The 19,550-nt window shown below is 54.5% G+C and carries 17 protein-coding genes; 10 read left to right on the forward strand and 7 right to left on the reverse strand.

Annotated elements, in window-relative coordinates; translation table 11 throughout:
* Positions 1-70 precede the first annotated feature (70 nt).
* Positions 71-1,459, forward strand: a complete 1,389-nt coding sequence (gene dbpA, locus R0137_RS09495) for an ATP-dependent RNA helicase DbpA (RefSeq protein WP_407326180.1) — start codon at positions 71-73, stop codon at positions 1,457-1,459.
* Between the two features lie 37 nt (positions 1,460-1,496).
* Here the strand turns inward: dbpA and R0137_RS09500 are convergent, their stop codons facing one another.
* Positions 1,497-1,967, reverse strand: coding sequence for an Lrp/AsnC family transcriptional regulator (locus R0137_RS09500; protein ID WP_407326181.1), 471 nt, complete (start codon positions 1,965-1,967; stop codon positions 1,497-1,499).
* Positions 1,968-2,108: 141 nt separating this feature from the next.
* Between R0137_RS09500 and hppD the strand changes: the two genes are divergently transcribed.
* The gene (hppD, locus tag R0137_RS09505) at positions 2,109-3,194 is read left to right on the forward strand and encodes a 4-hydroxyphenylpyruvate dioxygenase (protein ID WP_407326182.1); all 1,086 of its coding nucleotides are present in this window, start codon (positions 2,109-2,111) and stop codon (positions 3,192-3,194) included.
* Here the strand turns inward: hppD and R0137_RS09510 are convergent, their stop codons facing one another.
* Entirely contained in the window at positions 3,195-4,088 is an 894-nt protein-coding gene (locus R0137_RS09510; RefSeq protein WP_407326183.1) for a LysR family transcriptional regulator, read from the reverse strand.
* Positions 4,089-4,222: 134 nt separating this feature from the next.
* On the opposite strand from R0137_RS09510, the gene R0137_RS09515 reads away from it, so the two are divergent.
* The 4 genes from R0137_RS09515 (at position 4,223) to R0137_RS09530 (ending at position 10,359) form a co-directional block, all read left to right on the forward strand.
* The gene (locus R0137_RS09515) at positions 4,223-5,830 is read left to right on the forward strand and encodes an NADH-quinone oxidoreductase subunit L (RefSeq protein WP_407326184.1); all 1,608 of its coding nucleotides are present in this window, start codon (positions 4,223-4,225) and stop codon (positions 5,828-5,830) included.
* Positions 5,831-5,850: 20 nt separating this feature from the next.
* Positions 5,851-8,400 (forward strand): YbcC family protein, encoded by a 2,550-nt coding sequence (locus R0137_RS09520; RefSeq protein ID WP_407326185.1) that lies wholly within the window; start codon positions 5,851-5,853, stop codon positions 8,398-8,400.
* A gap of 2 nt (positions 8,401-8,402) precedes the next feature.
* Complete coding sequence (locus R0137_RS09525; protein ID WP_407326186.1) at positions 8,403-9,356, forward strand: universal stress protein; 954 nt, start codon at positions 8,403-8,405, stop codon at positions 9,354-9,356.
* Between the two features lie 64 nt (positions 9,357-9,420).
* On the forward strand, positions 9,421-10,359 hold the full coding sequence (locus tag R0137_RS09530) for an NAD(P)-dependent oxidoreductase (RefSeq protein WP_407326187.1): 939 nt from the start codon (positions 9,421-9,423) through the stop codon (positions 10,357-10,359).
* Positions 10,360-10,457: 98 nt separating this feature from the next.
* On the opposite strand, the gene R0137_RS09535 is transcribed toward R0137_RS09530, so the two are convergent.
* Entirely contained in the window at positions 10,458-11,642 is a 1,185-nt protein-coding gene (locus tag R0137_RS09535; protein ID WP_407326188.1) for a hydroxymethylglutaryl-CoA reductase, read from the reverse strand.
* A gap of 113 nt (positions 11,643-11,755) precedes the next feature.
* Between R0137_RS09535 and R0137_RS09540 the strand changes: the two genes are divergently transcribed.
* Complete coding sequence (locus R0137_RS09540) at positions 11,756-12,712, forward strand: alpha/beta hydrolase family protein (protein WP_407326189.1); 957 nt, start codon at positions 11,756-11,758, stop codon at positions 12,710-12,712.
* A 21-nt stretch (positions 12,713-12,733) separates the two neighbouring features.
* Here the strand turns inward: R0137_RS09540 and R0137_RS09545 are convergent, their stop codons facing one another.
* Positions 12,734-13,351, reverse strand: a complete 618-nt coding sequence (locus R0137_RS09545) for a YrbL family protein (protein ID WP_407326190.1) — start codon at positions 13,349-13,351, stop codon at positions 12,734-12,736.
* 119 nt (positions 13,352-13,470) lie between these two features.
* Here R0137_RS09545 and R0137_RS09550 point away from each other — a divergent pair, with 119 nt between their 5' ends.
* Together R0137_RS09550 and R0137_RS09555 are read left to right on the forward strand one after the other, a co-directional pair.
* Entirely contained in the window at positions 13,471-14,748 is a 1,278-nt protein-coding gene (locus R0137_RS09550; RefSeq protein WP_407326191.1) for an O-antigen ligase family protein, read from the forward strand.
* Positions 14,745-15,440 (forward strand): hypothetical protein, encoded by a 696-nt coding sequence (locus R0137_RS09555; RefSeq protein WP_407326192.1) that lies wholly within the window; start codon positions 14,745-14,747, stop codon positions 15,438-15,440. Before R0137_RS09550 ends, R0137_RS09555 begins: the two co-directional genes overlap by 4 nt.
* A gap of 47 nt (positions 15,441-15,487) precedes the next feature.
* Here R0137_RS09555 and R0137_RS09560 read toward each other — a convergent pair whose 3' ends face one another.
* Both R0137_RS09560 and R0137_RS09565 read right to left on the reverse strand, forming a co-directional pair.
* Complete coding sequence (locus R0137_RS09560) at positions 15,488-16,252, reverse strand: class I SAM-dependent methyltransferase (RefSeq protein WP_407326193.1); 765 nt, start codon at positions 16,250-16,252, stop codon at positions 15,488-15,490.
* A 73-nt stretch (positions 16,253-16,325) separates the two neighbouring features.
* On the reverse strand, positions 16,326-16,697 hold the full coding sequence (locus R0137_RS09565) for a VOC family protein (RefSeq protein ID WP_407326194.1): 372 nt from the start codon (positions 16,695-16,697) through the stop codon (positions 16,326-16,328).
* A gap of 227 nt (positions 16,698-16,924) precedes the next feature.
* Here R0137_RS09565 and R0137_RS09570 point away from each other — a divergent pair, with 227 nt between their 5' ends.
* The gene (locus R0137_RS09570; RefSeq protein ID WP_407326195.1) at positions 16,925-18,655 is read left to right on the forward strand and encodes an SLC13 family permease; all 1,731 of its coding nucleotides are present in this window, start codon (positions 16,925-16,927) and stop codon (positions 18,653-18,655) included.
* Between the two features lie 38 nt (positions 18,656-18,693).
* Here the strand turns inward: R0137_RS09570 and R0137_RS09575 are convergent, their stop codons facing one another.
* Complete coding sequence (locus R0137_RS09575) at positions 18,694-19,344, reverse strand: type II secretion system protein GspG (protein ID WP_407326196.1); 651 nt, start codon at positions 19,342-19,344, stop codon at positions 18,694-18,696.
* Positions 19,345-19,550: the final 206 nt, after the last annotated feature.

The raw sequence follows: 19,550 nt of genomic DNA on the forward strand, positions 1-19,550 counted from the left end.
GAGATGGAGTTACACGGCGTCTTTACTCGGCCTTTGCTATTATGCCGCCCGATTCCCTAAGGCAACACCCATGAGTAACACAGATTTTAGTGTCTTGCCGCTGTCTCCGGCGCAATTTGAAGCCCTGACTGCGCTGGGGTACGAGCGCATGACTCCAGTGCAGGCGCATAGTTTGCCTCTGGTTTTGCAGGGCAAGGATGTCATCGCGCGAGCCCGCACGGGAAGCGGGAAAACAGCGGCCTTTGGTATTGGTCTTCTACAGACAATCAATCCACGTTTCTTCGGCGTGCAGGCTCTGGTGCTGTGTCCAACTCGAGAGCTCGCGGAGCAGGTGTCTGGTGAGCTGCGGCGATTGGCCAGTCGTATGGCCAACATCAAACTGGTAACGCTTTGTGGCGGAAAACCCTTTGGTCCTCAGGTGGGCTCACTAGAGCATGGGGCACACATTGTGGTGGGCACGCCCGGCCGCATCGAAGATCACCTGGGCCGGAATACGCTCAGCCTCGACGGTTTAAAGGTGCTGGTACTCGACGAAGCCGATCGCATGCTGGATATGGGCTTTGCCGATAGCATGGAAGCGATCGTTGCTAAGACCCCCAAGTCGCGACAGACGCTTCTGTTCTCTGCAACCTACCCTGAGAACATACGCAAAATGAGCGCGTCGATTCAGCGTAAGCCCAGTATGGTTACGGTGGACGAGGACGTCGCGCACGCAGAAGAAGTCATCGAGCAGTTGTTCTACGAAGTACAAAAGCACGAACGACACACCACTTTACTCGCGCTCTTTGAGCACTACCAACCCGCAAATGCGGTAGTGTTTTGTAATACCAAGAAGCAGTGCGACGAGGTGGCTGGTGTGCTTCGTGAGTACGATATCGAGGCTAGGGCCATCCACGGAGACCTAGATCAAAGAGAGCGGGACCAGGTGTTGGTACAATTTGCCAATAACAGCTGTCCGGTATTGGTGGCGACGGATGTTGCGGCCCGAGGACTGGATATCAAGTCTCTGGCGATGGTGATCAACTACGAGTTACCGCGTGATCCTGACGTGTATGTGCATCGCATCGGGCGCACAGGGCGGGCAGGGGAGACGGGGCTCGCTATGAGTATCGTGATTCCCTCAGAGACCCATCGCACTCGCAAAATCGAGGAGTTTCAAAAGCAACCCTGTGCCTGTGACACATTGCCGTCTTTGGATCGTAACCCCAATTACGTTCTAACCGCGCCCATGGTGACCATTCAGCTCGATGCCGGGCGCAAGCAAAAGCTGCGGCCGGGCGATATCCTGGGTGCTCTTACAGGCGATGCGGGTCTTGAGGGTGCGCAGATCGGCAAGATCTCGATTTTCGATCAGTGGAGCTTCGTGGCATTAGAAAGAGCAGCTTTGCGTCAGGCAATGAACTATCTGGCCAACGGCAAGATCAAGGGGCGAAGTATTCGCGCCCGAAAAGTCCGCTAAAATCTTTAACAAGCCCTCACGCTCTCCATGGCCAATGTCAGTTCTCGATGGGCAGGGGAGATGGGTGCTTTATGGTAAGAAGGCTAAAGCTCGACTCAATACCTTTGACACCCGGGAAGCGCAGTATTCCCTGCATCGCAATTTCTGAGAAATGATCCATGCTTTGCGCGACGACCTTTAAGAGGTAGTCGTAAGCGCCACTCATGGCGTGGCATTCGATGATGTGCTGTTCCTGGGCAACCTGCTCCAGAAAGGCTTTCGTTTTCTGATCATCATGCTTCTCAAGCTGTACCTGCACAAACGCTGTGACCTGTAGTCCTAGGCTTCTCTGGCTGACTCTGGCGCTGTAGCCGGCGATAACCCCTTCGGATTCGAGCCCGCGAACGCGGCGAAGGCATGGCGACTCTGAAAGGCCCACGGCTTGTGCGAGCTCGACGTTGGACAGCCTTCCGTCCTGCTGCAGGGCTTCCAGAATGCGTCGTTCAGTTCTATCAAGACTTATTGGCATAAATCGCCTATTTTTGTGTATTTATTGAAATATTCAGCCACTTTGTAACGCTTTATGGCAATAAATAGAAGGAATCTTTCTCGAGAAACGCTGTAGTCTTATGCTCCTAAATAGTAACTAGACAGTTGTTGGAGACCGGAAATGGCAGACTTGTTTGAAAACCCCATGGGGCTAGATGGTTTTGAGTTTGTGGAGTTCGCCGCGCTGGAACGAGGCTTGCTGGAGCCAACTTTCGAAATGATGGGTTTCTCCCTGGTTGCCAAACATCGCACCAAGGATGTTGATCTGTGGCGTCAGGGTGGAATCAATTTCATCATCAACTATGAAAAGTCATCTCCGGCGTACTATTACGCCGAAGAACATGGCCCCAGTGCCTGCGGTATGGCGTTTAGGGTCAAAGACGCTGCATTCGCTTACAAGCGAGCAGTAGAGCTAGGAGCGCAGCCCATCGATATACCTTGCGGTCCCATGGAGCTAAAGATGCCAGCGATTCGCGGAATTGGCGGCGCGATCCTGTATCTCATCGATCGTTACGAAGACGGTACGGCGATTTACGACATTGATTTTGAATACCTCGATGGAGTGGATAGGCATCCTGAGGGTTGTGGTTTTGAGTTGATCGATCACCTCACCCACAACGTGTATCGCGGCCGCATGGACTACTGGGCAAACTTTTACGAAAAACTGTTCAACTTCCGTGAGGTGCGCTTTTTCGATATTAAGGGCGAATACACTGGGCTCAAGTCTCGTGCGATGAGTGCCCCAGACGGCAAGATCCGTATCCCCCTTAATGAAGAAGGTCGCGCCGGTGGTGAGGGCCAAATCGAAGAGTTTCTTATGAAGTACAACGGCGAAGGTATTCAGCACATCGCCTTTGCTTGCGATGATCTCCTTGCATGCTGGGATCGGCTGAAATCCCGGGGCCTATCGTTTATGACGGCACCACCAGATACCTACTACGAAATGCTCGAAGAGCGTTTGCCCGGACACGGTGAGCCCGTCGATGAACTTAAATCCCGGGGCATTCTCCTCGATGGCAGCACCGAGGGTGAGCCGCGTCTGCTACTGCAAATCTTCTCTGAGACCTTGGTAGGGCCGATATTCTTCGAGTTTATTCAGCGCAAAGAAGACGAAGGTTTTGGGGAAGGAAACTTCCAGGCGCTTTTTGAATCTATGGAGCGGGATCAAATGGCTCGTGGCGCATTAACTACGGATAACGCAGCCTAATCAGTGTATGGCACTCAGTTGGTAGTGCTCGTCAAGTAGCTCTCGTACCAGAGGGTTATCAAAGCGGCGCTTTAAGGTGATGGCGTAGAAGCTCTCTGTGAGAGCTCCAAAATGCTTCGCCTCGACAAGGAGGCCGCTGTCCAGCTCATCTCGCACAACGATCGGAGGTACGACCGCAATGCCGTGGTCGGCGCGCGCCAGCAATCGAATCATGGCCATGTCGTCGACCTCGGCGACAATACGGGGACGGATACCCATGCGATCCAGCCACGCATCAAAGCTGTTACGTATGCTGCTCGCCTCTGACGGGAGAATAAGGGGATGGGTTGTGAGTAGTTCTTTGATATCGGCTTCCGGCGATACGCGAGCAGGGCTGCCCACGATGCTCACCGCTTGCTCGTCAATGAGGTGCGTTAACCAGGGGATGTCGTGACTGACTGTGGGCGGTGTGTTCACCAGCACCACGTCAAGCTGCAAGTTTTCTAGTTCCTTGAGCAATATCGACAGACCGTCCGAGCGTACGACAATATCAAGGTCATCGCGTGTCAGCAGGGGCGACAGAAAGCTCACCTGGAAGTTACGGGAGAGAGTGGCCATAGCGCCGATGCGTATCACTTTACTGGCTTTAGCGTCGATGCCACTCATGCTGCCGACAAGGTCAGCGCCAGCGGTGAATATGGTGTCCGCGTAATCCAGTGCTACTCGGCCAGCCTCATTGAGCACCAATTGACGTCCTTTTCGATCAAATAGCGTGTGCCCCAATTGCTCTTCCAGTTTCTGTATCTGCACGGATAAGGCTGGCGTGCTGATGTGCAGTACTTCTGAAGCACGAGCGAGACTGCCTTCATGGGCGACCGTCCAAAAGTACTTTAAATGCTTAAAATTCAACTGCATAGGATGGGTTCTTTGTTTTGTAGGTCCTATTGATTGTTAATTTTATATTAACTTATAGATTGAAACATTCTATTTTTTAATCAATTCGCGCTTGGGTACAGTGCACCTCAGTCAACCAACTGAGCGCCGAATTCATGAACACCCATCTCGTTGTATCACTCCTACCGCCGCTTCAGATGTTCCTTGCGGCTGCGTTTATTGCTTTGCCACTCACCTGGTTGGGGACCTCTCTGTTCTGTCGCAAGGGTGATGATTATCGCCAGGCCCGTGCCCGCAAGCTGAGTCTTTTGGGTGGTATTGGTGCTTTCGTTTCTGCACTGGGAGCGATCTTGTATCTATCAAGCTTTGGCCCGGCAAGCTTTCGCGCCCCCGGACTGCTAGCAGACATCTTTTCTGTACGTATCGATGCTGTCAGCGTTGCCATGGCTACCTTGGTGAGCTTTGTCGGGCTGGTGGTACTGCGATTCAGTCATAGCTATCTCATGGGAGACGCGCGACAAGCGGATTTTTTGCGCTACCTCATGCAAACCCTTGCCGCTGTCACCCTTGTCGCGATTGCGGGTAATGTCATTTTGCTTGTGGCAGGTTGGGTTTGCATGAGCCTGTCTCTGCACCGCTTATTGGTGTTCTATTCGGATCGCCCTCGCGCTCAGCTGGCTGCACGCAAAAAATTCATTGTCGCCAGGGGGAGCGACCTGGCGCTCTGCGTGGCTATAGCGCTCATGATCAAGGCCACCGGCTCTACCGATATCGCCACCATTACGGGTTTTGCGCAAAACGGTCCCGAGTCTTTCCCAACCGCTCCCGCTCTACTATTGGTGCTGGCCGCACTACTCAAGTCTGCGCAGTTTCCAACCCATGGCTGGATCGCCGAGGTCATGGAAGCTCCTACGCCGGTGTCGGCGCTTCTGCATGCGGGAATTGTGAATGCAGGTGGTTTTCTTATTATTCGCTTCGCAGATGTTATCTCGGCTAGCGGCATCGCACTGTACGCACTGCTACTCGTAGGAGGTGTCACAGCGCTCTTTGGGTCGCTGGTGATGATGACTCAGCGCAGTGTCAAAGGCGCACTGGCGTACTCCACCGTCGCACAGATGGGCTTTATGTTGCTTCAGTGTGGTTTGGGTGCGTTCTCTTCAGCAATGCTGCACATCATTGCTCACTCTCTCTACAAGGCGCATGCGTTTCTATCGTCAGGAAGCGTTGTGGATGTAGCTCGCGGTAATGGTTTTGTTGCAAAAGCAGCTCCGGTACGCCCAGGCCTCATCTTACTCAGCCTTTTGATTGCGGGAGGAATCTTCGCGATCTGGAGCGGCGTGGTCGGCATTACCATCGCGACCAAGCCTGCCATTGTAGGGCTCGGTGCCATCCTGGTTTTCGGTGCGATGCACCTGGTTATTCAATCCAGTCGCGACCAGCGCTCCGCGTTGGTGCTCTTGCGGGCGAGCTCTACAGCGGCTGTGGTTGCAGGCTTGTACTTCACGCTGCAGGCGGTTGCCGTGTTGGTTTTCGAAGGTAGTGTCCCCACCGCTGGCGGTCTCGACACCGTCCAATTCGCCTTGATGATGCTCATGCTGATTACCTTTGCGTCGGTCATTGTCTTGCAATGGTATCTACCTTCCGCGCGCAGCAGCGCACGCTGGCAGGCGTTCTATGTCCACCTGTCGAATGGCTTTTATGTAAACCAGATCTTCAACCAGTTGATCGTGATGCCGCGTGCTAGCGGCGAAGCGAACCGATGATTTCTCGAGAGGATTCTCTTATGACTACACGAAAAACTGCCACGGTCACACGGCTTCACAGTAATCGCTCGCCCGAAAGCAGCGTTATCCGCGAAGCACTATCGAAATCGGTAAAGCGGATTGCGCCTCTATGGTCTCTAGAGCACTTTGTCGCGGTAAATCCGTTTCTTGGTTTCACAGACGAACCCTTCGATCGCGCGGCGAGACGCGTGTCTTTGGCCTGCGATGCCCAGCTGTTGATGCCCCGCGCGTTCTATCGCGAAGCGCTGCGGAGCGGCCGTATGCTCACGAGTGACATAGAGAGCACGCTGCAACAAAGCAGTCATGCAGCCGAAACCGGGCTAAAGACCGTCATGGATGCGCTGCAGAAAGAGCGTGATCTTGATTCGAGAAAGGCCTTGATCAGCTGCGCCGATGTTGCGCAGCAGATTAGCGGGCATGATTGGCCTGCGACCATCGTTGAGCGTGTATCGCATTGGGCATCGGGATATTTCGACGCGGGGCAGGCAAGCTGGCCTTCCCCGTTTCGTGATCTGCGCCCCTATGAGGCCTGGCGTCGCGAGGTGGCTATCGATTGTAGTGATACCGTCATGGGGCTTGCTGAGGCTCAAGCAATATTTGCTGAGCTGCCGGACACACCTGAGGACGTCTGCGAGCACGTGCTGCAGAAGCTAGGAGTACCCGAGGAGCTTCTGGATTTATACCTCCACCGGTTGCTCAGCAGTATTGGTGGGTGGGTAGCCTACGCACGCTATCAAAGCTGGGGTCAGGAGCTTGCCGGAGAGTCTCCCAAGTGGGTAGTGGATCTGCTGGCGATTCGCCTGTGCTGGGAATTAGTGCTGTTGAAAGAGCTGTCTACAGACGGATCCGAGATGGCGTGGCGCCGCGCTTTACAGTTGCAGCGTGCAAACGCGGACCTTATGCGTTCGCTAAGTGTTGATGAAGCAGTTGATCAGGTTCTCCAGGAAGCGTTTGAGTATGCTTGGCAGCGTCAGGCCATCGGTGCTCTAGCCAATTCTCAAGCTCAGGAAACGACTGATGGCGCCAGCGCGCGCCCGTCGGCGCAAGCGGTGTTTTGTATTGATGTGCGATCGGAGGTATTGCGGCGCGCCATAGAAGCCGCGGGCGAGGATGTCGAAACCTTGGGGTTTGCGGGATTCTTTGGCCTGCCTATCGAGTATCAGCCTCTAGCGGGAGAGGGTGGTGAGGCTCACTGCCCGGTGCTGCTATCACCAGCGATTGCCGTACAGGAGTCTCTGCGAGGGCAGTCTCTGGAAATGACCAACCGTTTGTCACGGCGCATCCGCCTGCGTAGGCATTTAAGCAATGGTTGGCGAGCGTTCAAAAATTCTGCGGTGTCCTGCTTTGTGTTCGTTGAAAGCTATGGCTTGGCCTACGCTTTTAAATTGGCGGCGCACACCTTAGGCATTTCTCGCCCGGAGCCGCATCCTGCTCACCGAGGTTTACCGCCAAATCTGGCCCGAGAACTGGGTCCCCAGCTTACCCCCGTTGATGGAATTGGCGGAGGTATTGGTATCGAGAGTCAGATCGACTTTGCGCAGTCTATGCTTAAAGGTATGTCGCTCACCGAGGGCTTTGCTCGGGTCGTAATGCTCGCGGGACATGGTTCATGTACGACAAACAATGCCCATGCAACGGGTCTTGATTGCGGTGCCTGTGGTGGTCAAACCGGTGAGGCCAGCGCGCGATTGGCGGCGATGATCCTCAACAACCCGCCGGTTAGGAAAGGGCTTAAGGAGCGGGATATCGATGTTCCTGAGGACACGGTATTCGTCGCCGCCTTGCACAATACGACAACTGATGTGGTGGAACTGTTTGATCTGGACGCCGTGCCCGTATCCCATGCAAAGGATATTAGTGAGCTGCAGAGCCAGCTGCTGGAAGCCGGAGAGCAAGCCCGAGAAGAGCGTAGTAAGCTCTTGGCCTTTGCGCCGGGTACTGACCTGCTAAAAGCCGTGAATGCGAAGAGTCGCGACTGGAGCGAAGTGAGGCCCGAGTGGGGTCTGGCGGGTTGCGCGGGCTTCATCGCTGCACCGCGCAGCATCACGCGAAGTATCGATCTACAGGGCCAGGCGTTCCTGCACTCCTATGATTATCGGCAAGATCCGGACTTCAGCATTCTCGAACTCATCATGACAGCGCCCATGGTAGTGGCGAGCTGGATTAGCTTGCAGTACTACGGGTCTACAGTGGATAACAAAGTCTTTGGTAGTGGTAACAAAACGCTGCACAACGTTGTGGGTGGTAGCCTGGGAGTACTGGAAGGGAACGGCGGAGATCTTCGTGTGGGGCTGCCCATGCAATCCGTACACAACGGTGAGAAGTTTATACATGAGCCTCGTCGTCTCTCAGTTTTCTTAGCTGCGCCCATCTCGGCGATCAACCGGATTCTGGAAAAACATCCGCAATTGCGGCAGCTGGCTGACAATGGATGGCTGCACTTATTTGCCGTCTACGACGAGGGTAAGGTTGTCGCGCGATACACCGGCGAATTACAGTGGGCGTCAGCGAAGCTCGACGATGCGAGCATGGTGGCAGCGGAGTCCTAGGTTTGAAGCAGTTCAGAGATATTTTGGTTTACGCCGAGTCAGACGATCAGGCCTGTCTAGAGCAGGTGGTTGCGGTAGCTCGTGCCCACGGTGCGGCCATCACGGTATGCGAAGTGGTCGAACCGGCGCCGGAAATGCAGGACAGCCGCGGTGTTATCGAGCGAGTAAGTAAACTTCGATGGTCTCGTGCTTTCCAGCGTCTCCGTCGTATCTGTGACCTGTTCGCCAGTCACACGGTAATCGATTACTCCGTGTTCACAGGCGTGCCCTTCGTCACGATCACAGAGCAGGTCGTACAGCAGGACTTTGATCTCATCGTACACATTAGTGAGCCGGTGCAAATGGCCAGCGGTATAGGCCTGAACGCCACAGGCATGCACTTGATGCGCAAATGCCCCTGTACAGTTTGGGCTTTGCATCCTATGAGGGAGGCTCATAGCAAAGACGTTGTTTTGGCTTTAGATCGCGAGATCGCAAGTGGGACACGAGCGGCAGAAGCATTCTCCATGACCCTTGCAGAGGCGGCGCTGGGTTTGGCGCAGACGCGCGATGGTGATGTCCATGTGCTGCACGCCTGGCAACCATATGGCGCTGAGCTTCTCGATGATGCCGCCCTAGAGCTGTCGGACAGCGAGCAACAGGTGTACCGAAAGCAGCAGCAGAGCGATAGTGAGCAGTGGTTTAAAAGAATTGTCCAGCGTATCGAGAGCATCGCTGAGGATCCGCTGCGCGTAAAAGCACACCACGTGGAAGGTATGGCGGTACCCACAGTAGAAGGGCTGGTGAAGCACACAGATGCCGGCATGCTGGTGTTAGGCACTGTGGGAACTTCAGCTAATCCCGGCGTACTTATTGGCGCAACCACTGAATCTATTCTCGCGGGCGGCAGTATTCCTGTGCTAGCGCTTAAACCGCCGGGCTTTGTGTCGCCACTCATGCTCGCCCGTCAGTCTTAATTAGCAAGACGATCTCCTGATAGCCTATGCCACACTGGAGGCAGGCTTTAGTGGAGGATGGTAAGTGTTGAAGATTACGGTGGTCAGTACACGTGCAGATGCTCTTAAAGAAGCGTTTGAGGGTGATCTGAGTTGTCGAGTACCGGCGGACCTCGAGCTGCACTTTCACGCAGATCCAGAGTCTGTAAAGGACGAGTCTCTTGCAGCCGAGATTGCACTTGGCGCTCCCGATGTGCTCGCGCCGCTGTTGGAGCGCATGCCTAAGCTGCGCTGGGTACAGTCTACCTGGGCAGGCATTACGCCTTTTCTTGAATGCCCCCGTCGCGATTATCAGCTAACCGGAGTCAAAGACATCTTCGGCGCGAGCATGAGCGAGTATGCCCTTGGATGGGTACTGGCGATTGAAAGATCGGTACTCAGTCATGCCAATGCTAAACAGTGGAAGCCGGAGATTGATCGCGGTCTTTCAGAGCTCCGAGTGGGTATTGCAGGGGTGGGAAGTATTGGTAGCGCGGTCGCCTGCGCCTTCACACCTTTTGTGAAAGAAGTCCGTGGCCTCAATAGCGATGGCCGATCAGCGCCAGGATGCAACGCATGTTTTGCGAGGGAAGATCGCCTGGCCTTTGCAGAAGATCTGAATGTGCTCATCATGATTCTTCCGGACACGCCGGCTACGGACAGTCTTGTAGATGCGGCTTTGCTTGATCGGCTGGCGCCGAGGGCCATTGTGATCAATGGAGGGCGTGCGAACGCCTTGGATCTTTCGGCAGCGCTGATTGCTAAAGCATCCGGTCAGTTGAAGGCGCTGGTACTGGATGTGTTTGAGGAAGAGCCTTTGGGCGACGATGATGCCTTGTGGGACACGCCCGGAGTTTTTGTCACTTCGCACACAGCTGCGCCAACTCGCCTAGACAGTATTGTGAAAGTGTTTCTGGATAACTTGCAGCGCTATCAAAAGGGTGACGCATTGCAGGGGCTAATAGACTTCGATCGTGGCTACTAGCCGGGTCCTAAGTTCACCGCCTTGGATAGCTTACAAGCTAGGGATCAAAACTCGGGGTGCATGTCTTTTGCACCCCGAGTGAACTGCGTCACGGTTTTTTAGCGATTTCGTCCCAGGCGCTCATGGGCATCTACCCACTCGTTTTGACGGGTCTTTTTGTCAACGCGAGTGGCGGCGCCCAGTGAGAGTTCGCCCGCAACCACAAGAGCCGCGGCAATCTCAGCGAGTTTTAACGCTTTCCCTTGGCCGTGGCAGTCCATCATTTTTAAACACTCCCGCTGCGTGGGCAGGTTCGTACCGCCCCCGTAACTGGCGACGATGAGCGCAGGAAGAGTGATAGAGAAATGGTAGTCGCCCTCGCGGGTCACTCGGTTGTAGGTCGTGCACTGATTGGACTCCCCGATGTTGGCAATGTCCTGGCCCGTTGCTAGATAGAGCGCAGCCAAACCGTTTGCCGGATGTGCCGCATTATTCGAGGAGTTCGTGAGGAACGAGGCGATCGTGGTGATGCCTTGACCGTAGTGCATCGCTTCGGGGGTGATGCGCAAGTTGCGCTCCAAAACTTCACGGGGGATGGTGATTTCTGCCGTCACGCGCTTGCCGCGGTTCTTCAGAAGGTTCACAGATGAAGTGCGCTTTTCAGTGTCGAAGTTGCCCGAAAGAAGGTAGTTTTTTAGTGCTGGGTAGTTCTCGCGAATCCATTCACAGGCCACAAAAGTCGCTCGGCTGGTCATGTTTTGCCCCGCCGCGTCACCGGTACTGTAGTCAAAGCGGGTGTATACAAAATTGTGCGCGCAGTAATGTTCGATCTCGTCGAGCTTACCTACAGATGTCGTGCTTTCTGCCACGGTTTTAATTTGCGGAAAGTTCTCTACCAGCCATTGTTCAAAGTCCCGCGCATCCCGAGAATTGCGAAACACAAAGCAGGGCGCGCGTTGCATGGCTTGACCGACCACGGTGGTCATGACGCCTCCGGCCTCACGAATAACCTTCATGCCGCGGTTATAGCTGGCTAACATTGTGCCTTCTACGGTTGCCATAGGGACATAGAATTCGCCCTGAGCGTGTTCCCCATTCACTAGGAGTGGTCCGGCCACGCCTATAGGAACCTGAACAACACCAAACATGTTTTCGATGTTGCCAGCCATTTCCTGTGGATCGAAAGAAAACTGCTTTGTGTGGTCGAGCTCAACACCGGTGGTCTCTTCGATGAACCGCTGTCGTTGGCCAATGATGTCTGCGCTGTAGTCGTCTGCGCCATCTCTGGGGATGGATTTGCTCATAGTCGTAACTCCTTGAGAAAGGCAGCTAAACTACGGTTTCACAGCGCTTGCGTCAAACGTAGCGCCCAGTTTGCGGTGGCGTCGCCTGCGCGGGTGGCGAGGGAGTTTTCTTAATGATAAGTGAGGTTGTCAGAGTGATTGATTCTTGCCGAAAGAGCCTTGCGTGGCGCTGTGTGAGTGTACTCGGATTCATGCTTCTGCCAACAGTGGCGCCGGCTCAGAGTGTCGAGGACGTCCTGTCTCAGGACCCGCCCTTTGACGCCGAGTACCCGGCGTCGGTGGTGGAGCTCAGCATCGTCAGTGACGGATCGCGTATGCCTGCTCACATGTATCTTGCCGCGGGGCCCGGCCCGCACCCCACAGTGGTCTTACTGCATGGACTACCGGGCAATGAACGCAATCTCGACATCGCGCAGTCGCTGCGCCGTTTCGGATTTAACACCTTGTATTTTCATTATCGCGGCGCCTGGGGTGCTGAGGGGGAATACCGGTTCAGTCAGCTGCCCGAGGATGTGCTTGCGGTGTTGGAATTTCTTCGCGACCAGGAACAAACTCAAGGCTTGCGCGTTGATCGGGATGCACTCTCGATCCTCGGACATTCCTTGGGCGGTTATGCGGCGCTTGCCAGTGGCGCAAGGGACGATGAACTGCTCTGTGTGATCGCTCTGTCACCGGCGAATCTTGGTCTTTGGCAGGCTGACGTCAACAAGGGCGGTGGTGCCGCGAGTATGCGACTAAAGGCTTACGCGGATGAACTATTCATGCTGGAGGGCTTCACCGGAGGGCGTTTGGAAGAAGAACTGGCTTTTGGCGATGCTTCGCTTTGGGATACGCGAGGCTTTGGGGCAGGTTTGCAGGGCAAATCCGTGTTGATGATCGTGGGGGAACAAGATGCCGTGACTCCAGCTGCGACGATGTTTGAGCCGGTCGTTGCCGCATATGAGGCTTTGGGCGGGCTCGATCTCTCAGCAAAAGTGATTACCGGTGACCATTCCTTTTCCTGGAGTCGTATCGAGCTGACTCGCGAGGTTTTAACGTGGTCCGACTCGCATTGCCGCGCCTCCAACTGAGCGCAGCCAATCTTCCCACGATCAGGAAGGTAGTAGCAGTGCGCAGCGCTGCCGAAAGCGGCGGATCTTGCGTTGAGTTTTACGTCTCGCAAAGAAGCCAGACCAGGTAGATAGTGGAATCAGCTCTGCGTTGCCTATGCCGTCGACCAGCATTACCCGATAGCCGGTATCCTCTTTTACCGCAACGATGTTGTGCGGGAGTAGATCACGACTGAGGATGCGGAGGTCGCCCACCGCGGTGAGGAATTCTTCTATTCCTGCTTCTAGCTCAGGACTCATGCCATCGACGAGGATTTGTTCCAGATTCTTGGGCCAACTCCCGTCGGCATTACGCATAAGCTGAGTGACAATCCCTATACCCATATCAGTTTCTTCGGTGCCGTGGTAACGAGGGACATAGCGCCATAGAGTCTCGCTCGCTCGGGTCAACAGTTCACGGTAAGCCTTGATCTCTTTTCGTTGATCGTCGAGAAAACGCGCCGGTAAATGCCGCTTGAAGTCTTTGCGCAGAATCTTGCGGGCCGCCCCGGTACGATCAGGACGAAGCACCTTTACACAGCGGTTTGCGTGTTCGGGGTGCTGAAAGCAGTAACGCGTTCCGCCTACAAAGAGTGGCCGTGAGTGTTTGAGTTTGAGCATGTTTCAGTAATGATTTTGAATGCGGAGGACAGTTTACCGTAGCTGTGGTCTATCTCGGGATTTTTTGACTGACGGCCGCTGACATCGCATAGTAGCGGCGCTTCTTTTTGGAATGCTTCATGAGTTCGTTTAGAGTCCCGTTTCCCGCACTGCTTCTTGTGCTCGCGATAGTACTTTTGCCTATCGGACGCCTGATCGAATTCCCCATGGCGGCCTTGGCTATTGTGGGAATGCTATGGGTTTTCCGTACAGAAGGACTGGGTCGAGCGAGCCATATTTGGACCTTGATCGGCCTTGTCGCCGCCTTTGCCGTGCCGATGGTTTTGGCGCTCCCAGATGCCATCGCCCTCGAAAAAGCCTCCCTCACGACCGCGGGGACTATCCGCTACGCGATGTCCTGTACCGCGCTGCTTGCGTGGTACCAATGCTACAGCGACCAACCCGCCGATCGCGACAAGCTGCTTAACTGGTTTGGGTGCGTAGTGGCTGTGCTTCTCATCCTGTGGTGTCTTGACGGGCTTTTACAGTTTGTTACTGGCCGTAATGTGCTTGGCTATGGCGTAGGGGAGGGCTACATCAATGGCGTGTTCGGGGATGATGACAACGTCAAATTCGGAGTGGCCGTGGCTTTTCTAATGCCCATCGGCTTGGTCTATGCACTCCGGAACTGGCCGCGGACAGTGGTAGCGGCGTTCCTGTTGCTAGTGCTTGTTTTGATTGCTCTGTCGGGAAAGCGCGCGGCGTGGATCAGTGCTGGTGTGGAGTTGGCAGCCTTGGGGTTTTACTACTTTGCCCGAGGACGACTAAGCCTTTTGAAAATCGCCAGTGTTCTAACTGTTGGGGTGCTCGCCTTGATTTTTGCTTATCAGTCCAGTGAGTGGGTACAAAAGCGTAGCGTTGTGATCGTCACTGCTCTAGACGAGCCTAGTTATGCGTCAGTCAATCTGGCGACAGGTTTACGCCTGCCCATATGGCAAACAGCCTTGGCGGTGGGTAAGGAGCATTGGGTTAATGGTGTTGGGCCCCGCGGGTTCCGCTACGCTTATACCGAGTTCGCGGCGGAAGGAGATCGTTGGGCGCGCCCCGCCGGGGAGGCAGGTGGTGCCAAGGCATCTCACGCTCACCAGTTATTGCTGGAGTTGTGGGCGGAGACCGGCGCGATTGGTTTAGTCGGTTATGCACTCTTCGTGTCTCTACTCTGGATGGCCTGGCAGCGAGGGGATATGCAGGCGCGATCCAGAGCTCTGCCCTACGCCGTCACCTTGGTAGGGGTGTTGTTTCCCTTGAATACTCATCTCGCCTGGTATTCCTCCTGGCACGCAATGTTGCTTTGGCTTTTTATTGGCCTCTATTTGCTAGCTTTGAGCTATCCGGAGCCTAGGGAGGCAGATCGATGATCATTAGCCATAAGCATCGGTTCATTTTTGTAAAGACACACAAGACGGCTGGTAGCTCCTTGGAAGTAGCCCTGGCCCAAGAATGTGGCGACAGCGATATTGTGTCTCACATGGAAGACAACATCGCCAGCGGAATTCCGCGCAATTATGGACCGACCTCCAGGCTAGGATCGGCTTACAACCAAAGGAAGCTACTGCGAAAGTTGGTGGGGAGACACTCGCCCCTCCTCGGCGAGTTCTACTATGAGCACATGCCGGCTACTCGCATCAGAGATCTTGTAGGCGCGCCTCTATGGGACAGCTATTTCACGTTTTGCTTTGAGCGCAACCCCTGGGATAAGGCAGTTTCTTACTATTTGTGGAAGCAGCATGGTCAGGGGCGGGATATGCCTGCCTTTAGTGAGTACATAGAGAAAAAGCCTCACCGTTTGCCGAGGGATGCCGATCTGTACTTTGACGGTAACGAGCTTATGGTTGATCGCGTGTTCGAGTTTAGAGAGCTGAGCAATGCGTTGGAGGAGCTGCGCGAACGCTTAGGACTAAAGCTGCCGGAGCCTCTTCCCCGGGAGAAGACTGGTGTGGCTGTTGAGCGCAAAGACTATAGAGACTATTACGACGACGAGAGCAAGGCGCGCATTGGTCGCCTATTTGAGAGAGAAATCGCCCTTATGAATTACCGCTTTGAGGGATAGCGGCACTGTCAGGCGCTAGTACAGCCTGCACCGCTCACTTAAGATCTCTAAGCGTTCGCGGCCACGGGTTTTCGCACGAAGTGCACATAGCCTGTGCGAGGACCATGGATGCCGAAGCGCTCGCGTCTTTGAAGGTCTGGCTCTAAATCTTCTGGTGAAAAAACTTCTGTGATGAATCCCGCTTCCTCCAATCGTTGTCGGTAGTCGTGGCCGTAATTTCTGACATGCTCATCCGGGCGCTTGTCCCAGTTGGCGCGAACGTTGCCGGGAGTGTTTGCTTCGGACGTGGACTCTGCGAAGAGAGGGACATTCACTACGGCCCAGGCACCGGGGCGTAGCACGCGATAGCATTCGGCTATTGCTTTGCGATCGTCGGGGACGTCTTGAAACACATGGTTACAGTAAATCGCATCCATAGTTTCGTTGGGGTAGAGCATGTCTTGTACATCGAGGCGCACCATCACATCTTTACGCATGAGATCTGCTGTGATGTAGCCTTCGTCGATGGCGTCAAAAAAGAACTCACTGAGCCGAGGCTCCGGAGCAACGTGAAGAAACTGCATGTGCTTTTGTAGCAGCTCGGTCTTGCGCATTTGCAAGAACAGCCAACTTAGACGATCCCGCTCTCGGCTTCGGCACAGCGGGCAGACGGCGCCCGGGCGTGCACGCTCGCCACTTCCCGCTGGTAAAAAATGCGAAAAACTGTGGTCGCAGACAGGGCAGTGCACTGCATCGCCCCGATACTTGATCGGAGAAATAACGTTATTGCGCCAGCTTCGGAAACGCACCTCTAGAGATTTGAGGAACTGCATTGTCTAGCAACCAGTCACTGCGCCCGTTTCCGGCCGCAGTGCATAACAAGGCAATAGCAAGGAATCCACCTGTCTAGCCAAAAACAAAGAATGCGAGCTTGTTGCCGTCCAGGTCTTTAACATAAGCGCCATAAAACACATCAGGGATACGTTGCCCAGGCTCGCCGTCGCAGGTTGCTCCCAGCTCTATAGCTTTTGCGTAAAGCGTGTCGACGTTTTCTTTGCTGCCCGCAGTGATCGCGACCATGTTGCCGTTGCCCGGATGGTTGGGTTCTTCATCATAGGGCAGACATACCGCGATCATAGGCTCAGCCATGCTCTTACCGATAAAAGCTATGCGATCCATATCGGCGGTGACTGACGCGCCCATGTCTTTGAGCAATTCTGTGTAGAAGGTCTTGGCGCGGTCCATATCGCTGACGCCGACTGTGACATAGCCGATCATAGGTAACTCCTTTAAACAAACGGATGACATTATTAGTAATTCAATACGCGTAAGTTCGCGTATCGCTAGCGTACAAATTCCACGCATCTAACGCGCTAGGTTTATGAACGCGGGGAGAGTGTAAAGCATATCGTGCCACAGGCAATCCATTGTAAACGTGCCGGGGTGCTTGAGGACGCATGCCGGCTACGCGTATGCTCGCGTATTCAATGACTGACTAAGCCTCTATGCCTGAACAGCTGTTCATTGCCGTGATTTTTCTGGGCCTATTCTATGGGCTGGTCTTTACGTCCTACGCGCCTGCGTGGCTGTTTGCCGGCGCTATGGGCGTTGCGTATTTCGCAGGGCTAGTTGACACCCCGGAGGTGCTGGAAAAAGCCACGAACATAGGTCTGGTAACTCTGGTTCTTCTTCTGCTGGTATCCATTGGCCTTGAGAAACTGAGTTGGCTTTCCCGTCTGTCACGAGGACTAGTCGTTTCGGGTTATCGCCGATCCTTGCTAAGGGTGTCTGCGGTGACCAGCGTATTTTCTGCTCTCGTAAACAACACGGCAGTCGTCGCGACCCTGGCTAACGCACTTCGCGAGAACAACTTCCATCTGCCCAGTCGTCTGCTCCTTCCCCTTTCCTATGCCGCGGTACTGGGAGGCACCACAACGCTTATTGGTACTTCCACCAATTTGATCGTGAGTTCCTTCCTTGAAGACGCTACGGGTGAGGGCCTGGCCTTCTTTGACTTCTTGCCTATCGGGCTAACCGTGACGGTGGTGGGTATTGTGGTGCTGTTGCTGACGCATCGTTTGCTGCCCGCTAATCCGCGCGATGAGGTGACGGTTGCCGAGTATCTTGTCGAGGCCGAAGTGGTTGCCGGGTCCAGCCTGGTGGGGCGCAGTATTGCGGAAAACGGATTGCGCGAACTGGAGTCGCTGTTCCTGGTTGAGATTGTCCGTGGTGAGCATCTGATATCGCCCGTTGGCCCGCAGGAATACATTGCAGAAGGTGATCGACTGATATTCTCCGGTGATATCGCCAAGGTTAGTTTGCTGGGCCGGTTTGACGGCCTAGCAACCTTCGCTGCGGGAGAGGGCTTGCTCAGCGGCAACCTCGTTCAGGTGATCCTGCTTCCCGGAGCTACGGTAGAGGGTAAAACGGTAAAAGACTCCGGGTTTCGATCATTGTTTGACGCGGCGGTTGTCGGCCTTCGCAGGGGAGGCGAGCGGCTATCAGGCAAGCTGGGGACTATTACTTTACAGGCAGGTGACAGTCTTATGCTTGCCATAGGTGGCGATTTCTACAGTCGTCGCAACGTCGACAAGAACTTTCTGGTGGTGGGGTCACGCTCAGTCCAGAAGCCGCTAAGCACCTTGGTAAACAATACGGTTGGTTTGACGATGCTGGCTGTGGTGGCGTTAGCCGCCATGGGAATTCTGCCCTTGATCAAAGGACTGATCGCTATGCTCGTGCTCATGCTGGGTCTTGGTGTGGTACGCGCGGGAGAGCTCCGGCGACGTTTTCCCTTCGACATCGCAATGGTGATTGGGTCTGCACTGGTGCTGTCACAAGCCCTTGTCAATACGGGTCTTGTATCTGTCATTGCTGACGGCCTGCATTTGCAGCTGGCGGGTAAAGGGCCCTATGTGGCTCTTGTGGCGATCTATCTGTCGACCTTGCTGATGACAGAAATGATGACCAACAACGCTGCAGCCGCGCTGGTCTTCCCTATTGCCTTTGGTTTGGCCGAGAGCTTCGGTTTGAGTGCATTACCCTTTGTGATGGCTGTGGCCTATGGGGCGAGCGCGAGCTTTATGACGCCCTATGGCTACACCACAAACCTGATGGTGCAAAACATCGGAAATTATCGCTTTGTTGATTACGTCCGCTATGGATTTCCCTTGTCCATAGTCTATTCGGTGGTCGTCCTGATAATGCTGCCAAGAGTGTTTCCCTTCACGCCTTGATCCTGGAGAAGGGATTTCCGCTCTGGCCTCAAAAAATTTCAGTAGCCGTTGATTCGCAGCACATGATTCAGCATCTGGGTCTGCTCGCGACGGACATCCGCATCAGCATATTGACCGCCCTCGGTGCCATCCGCGCCATAGCTGCTCAACTTGTACTGGGGGACGGTACGACCTGATAGGCCGCCCTCGTAGTTGTAGGGGCGTCCCCAGGGGTCGATGAGGTTCTCAGGGTCGACACCGTAATCGTCTTCCAGCAATTTGTTTAAGGGATCCGGCAGCGTGGCTCTCGCGTTGTAGTAGCGTGTGATCGCCGCATCGATGACCAACATGTCGTCGCGCACTTTGACCAGAGGTGTCCAGTCTTTGTCTGTCACGCCTATTCCAGTCAGCTCGAAAAGCGCCTGTTCGGACTCACTGCCGCAGTAAACAAGTACGTCTTCTTTTGTGGGAGCGGCAATGATCATGTCTACTCCGACAACGAACTTGCTACGACGCATGGTGAAACCATTTGACGATAGACGGGAAAAACTTCCACAGAGGATGTCGCCAGGATAAGTCTTGCTGTCGTGAATGGTGACATCGCGCTGATTCGGAAGGCTGCGCACAAGCCGCTCTTGATACTCAGCTGTATAGGTCGCGCAGCCGCCTAAAAGGGCCAAAAAGAAGAGTATCGAAAGTCGTAAAAGCATGAGCATTCCAAGCAGTACCAGCGGGGGCGGGGAGTATGTATCTCTCGGCGATTTCCGGCAAGGGGGATGTCAATGATTGAACGGCGGGTGATTTTGACGTGGCCGAGAGGGCGCTCGTAAGCGCAAGCTGGGCCTGTTCTTGTCGTTTCGAGGTTACGGTAAATGACTCCAAGGCTCTGTTGGAGACTGGTGTTTTCACCCTGGCA

The organism is Congregibacter brevis (assembly GCF_045689245.1).
Taxonomy (GTDB): domain Bacteria; phylum Pseudomonadota; class Gammaproteobacteria; order Pseudomonadales; family Halieaceae; genus Congregibacter; species Congregibacter brevis.